Source organism: Eubacterium sp. CAG:156 (genome assembly GCF_000434315.1).
In the GTDB taxonomy this organism is placed as follows: Bacteria; Bacillota; Clostridia; order Lachnospirales; family Lachnospiraceae; genus Eubacterium_U; species Eubacterium_U album.
This window is the reverse complement of sequence record NZ_FR878161.1, coordinates 1-3,844: the sequence shown is the minus strand read 5'-3', so window position 1 is coordinate 3,844 and position 3,844 is coordinate 1. Positions and strand designations below refer to the sequence as shown.

Sequence of the window (3,844 nt, the reverse complement as noted above, 5' to 3'; positions counted from 1 at the left end):
ACTGAGTTTTTTGATGTTGAATTATCTGAAATTTTGTTTTCTAAATTTGAAGTACTATTTTTTGAATTTGAAAATTCATTTGAATATTTTTTTGACATAATGTCCTCCTAAATTCTTTTTTTGTTACATGAATATTATGCCTCAAATATTTTTATTTATTCGTTTTTAAAACAATTTTGACACTTACTATATCCTTGTGCCTCTGCCTCATCTATTGTTCCATCAAAATATACCTTATTATTATCACTCATCTGTTTTACACTTTTACAATCATCCTTATGAATTTTCTTAGTATTTTTATTTAATACATAATTGTCTGATTTATTTGAACTTTCATTTTCGATTGACCTATTATCACCTTCATTTGAGCTTATAAGTTTATTATCTTGGTTATTCTCATATGAATCTTTATTTATTTTCTCTCCAGATTCTAACTTATTATATGAATCTTTATTGAATTGGATTTCTTTTTCCGTAAACGAAAATTCAATTTCACCTTCTATATCCGTCCTATATATTTTTGCTCCTATTTTATTAAGTTTTTCCAATGTTTTGTATGCCGGGTGCCCATACGCATTGCCTTTACCGGCACTTATCACTGCATATTCAGGATCAATTTTATTTAAAAATTCACTTGAACTCGATCCACTACTACCATGATGATTTACTATATAAACATCTGAATTTATATCTATACTATTATTTACAATTTCTTCTTCAGAAATATTAGTTGCATCCCCTGCAACTAAAAAACTTTTATTATTATATTTAAACCTAATTCCAACAGAATAGTCATTTACATTGCTATATCCTGTTGAATTTGGCGCTATTATAGTGAATTCACCTCTTCCTAATGAATATGTCTCTCCTACAATTGGTTGTATTCGATTTATTTTTTTATTATCCATAATACTGATAAATGAATTATATACTCTTGTTGTAGTTGTATATTCAGGGCAAATAACATTTTCTACATCAAAAACATTTAATGCCCCTACCACTCCATTTAAATGGTCTGCATCGTAATGCGTTGCAATTACATATTTAAAATTTGTAATTTCTTTCTTTTTCAAATAACTTACCAGATACGATGACTTATCTGAGTCTCCACCATCTATAAGCATATATTCACCATCTGATTCAACTAAGGTACTACTTCCCTGTCCTACATCCAGTACCCATACATTGCATTCTCCTTTAATTGATGAAATACTGTCAAATTCATCTGTGCTTCTTTCTACTTTATTTTCATTAGTTAAGTTATTTGAAGTCACATCTATATCATAATTTACACTTTGATTTTCATTGTTAAAATTTGTATTATCTATGTCTTTGTCTTCACAACCAACTGTTAATATTATTGTCATTGCTATACATATTAATAATCTTATTACTTTTTTCATTTTATTTTCCAATACAAATTTACTTGTATTTAAAACTCTCCCTTCTAAGATTTATATATAAAAAAATAGCATATACCAAATAAACTCTTATAATTACCTTAATTTAGCATAACAAAAAATCCTCTAGACAAATCTAGAGGATTTTAATGTACGTGACAGGATTCGAACCCACGACCTTCTGGTCCGTAGCCAGACGCTCTATCCAGCTGAGCTACACGTACAAACAACGTCGTTTTACGCGACATTGCATATTCTACACTAAAATTTATTAGATGTCAATATAAATTTAGTAATTTAGTCTGTGAAGTCAAAAGTTTATTTCCACTTTGAAGTGGGTAAAGTGGATTTTAGTCTTACACTTAATATATGCCTGACAGCCATTGGAAAGTCAGGTTTATATGAGTATTAATAATTCTCTTTCACATTTAACATTATATGAAAGACGCATCATTCTTACCGGCATTACCAGTGATTCTTCAAAAACGGCCATTGCTCAAACCATTGGCAAAAACAAGTCAACCATTGGCAAGGAAATTAAACTTCACCGCTCTCTTTCACATAAATGCAACATGCCCTTGGAATGCAGAAATTACTGCAAGTGTGTTTATGACAGGAAATGCACCACTGACTGTCCTGAGTGCATTTTCTTTAAAATTCTGCCTCTGTTACAATTAGTGTAACACTAATTGTAACAAAATGCCAAGAAAAAAGTGACATTTGCTCATTTTCGTAAGAGTAAATGCCACTTTATAATTCTCAATTTTCAAAGTGGAAATAAACTTTTCACTTCAACAATTTAATTTAGTTAATTTAGTTTTATTTTCATTTGAATATTTAATTTTATGTATATTTTTAATGTTTTTTATTAATCTCATTCTTAATCTATAGATTAATGTACATATTAATAAGACGATACATATTATGCTCTTAATTTTTTATCTATAAAAGTGTAATAAAAATTATAATTTAATTATATAAATTTATATCATATAATTTGCTTGATTTAATAAAAATATAATCAAATTAATTTAATTATCATTTTTACAAATAAAACTTGCATTTAAGTCTAGAGGATAATTACATCCTTTCATTCTTCCTTTATCTGAATATTGCCAAATAAATACATTTTCTAAATCATAATCTCTAAAATCATTCTTATCATATGTCCATCTTGCAACCCAAAGCCCATATTTTGCCAATTTCTTTGTATATAAGAAATCTCTAAAATAGTTTGCATCGGAATATATTACTGTATTATATCCTGCATCTTCTACTGTCTTGCAAAATGCATCAATAATTTTTGTGTTTTTCTTTTTTAATTTTCGCTTTCTTCTGTAATCATTTTCAAAATCATATGCTATTGGATAATCAATATTATATTTTTTCATTTTCTTAATTACATATTTTGCTTCCTTCTTTGCTTCACGTATGTTATCAGCATAACTATAAAAATATACGCCAGTCTCTACTCCATTAGCTTTTGCATTTTTCATATTATATTTAAATTTTTTATCCTTTATTCCACCCTTTTTAGAATCTCCATACCCTATACGAATCATTGCAAAATCAACGCCTGATTTTTTTATTTTTTTCCAATCAATTTTTCCATTGTGATGTGATACATCAATTCCTTTTTCCTGAATAGCCATTCCATAACTATTAGATATTTTACTTGTATATGTTATTCCATCTATATTTTCAAATGCCTTTACTTTGTATTTATATACTAACTTTGCATTTAATTTAGTACTATTATTTAATATGTTATATTCTGTATTTTTATCAATATATTTTCCTTCATTTTCATATACTGTTCCTATTTTATCCCAATTTTTATTATCTGAACTTTTATATACATAATATCCTGACGCATATGGATTAATATCCCAAGTGATACAAATTTCATCACCCTTTCCTGTTTTTGCAGTAACGTTTGTTACTGTCTTTGGATCTCCAACTATTTTCTCCGATTCATCACTTTCTGCAATTTTTTTTGAATACCTATATGAATATATAACGTATCTATATTCTTCACCTGTTTCAACATTTTCATCTAAATATTTATTTCCATAATTTACTGTATCATATTCTTCAAACTTTCCATCCTGATTAGTTCTATAAACTACATACTTTGTCGCATTTCTAACTACATCCCATTTTATTGCTATTCCATTTTCATTATTTTTAGCATAAACAATTTTGTTATTGATTACTTTTGCCTCTGTATTCACATTATTACAAAATATAATTCCCGTCATCAAACATATGCTTGTAACTGCATATAATAATTTTTTCATTATTTTTCCCTCATACCTTCTTTAATTTTTCAGATGTATCTTATACTAATACTAATTATAAACTATTCAACATTAAGCAATATTTTAAGACAATACCTTAAAATATAAACTAATGCATAAAAAAACAAGCAACCTAAGTTGCTT

2 protein-coding genes and 1 tRNA gene are annotated in these 3,844 nt (G+C 27.1%); all 3 read right to left on the bottom strand.

What is annotated here, in order from left to right:
• Window positions 1-155: 155 nt before the first annotated feature.
• A complete protein-coding gene (locus tag ABMA45_RS06370; protein WP_022089053.1) occupies window positions 156-1,403 on the bottom strand; it encodes a ComEC/Rec2 family competence protein in 1,248 nt (415 codons plus the stop codon).
• 147 nt (window positions 1,404-1,550) lie between these two features.
• A tRNA-Arg gene (locus ABMA45_RS06365) sits at window positions 1,551-1,624 on the bottom strand.
• 807 nt (window positions 1,625-2,431) lie between these two features.
• Window positions 2,432-3,700 carry a GH25 family lysozyme gene (locus tag ABMA45_RS06360; RefSeq protein WP_022089052.1) on the bottom strand — a complete coding sequence of 423 codons (1,269 nt, stop codon included), beginning with the start codon at window positions 3,698-3,700 and terminating at the stop codon, window positions 2,432-2,434.
• Between the last annotated feature and the right edge of the window lie 144 nt (window positions 3,701-3,844).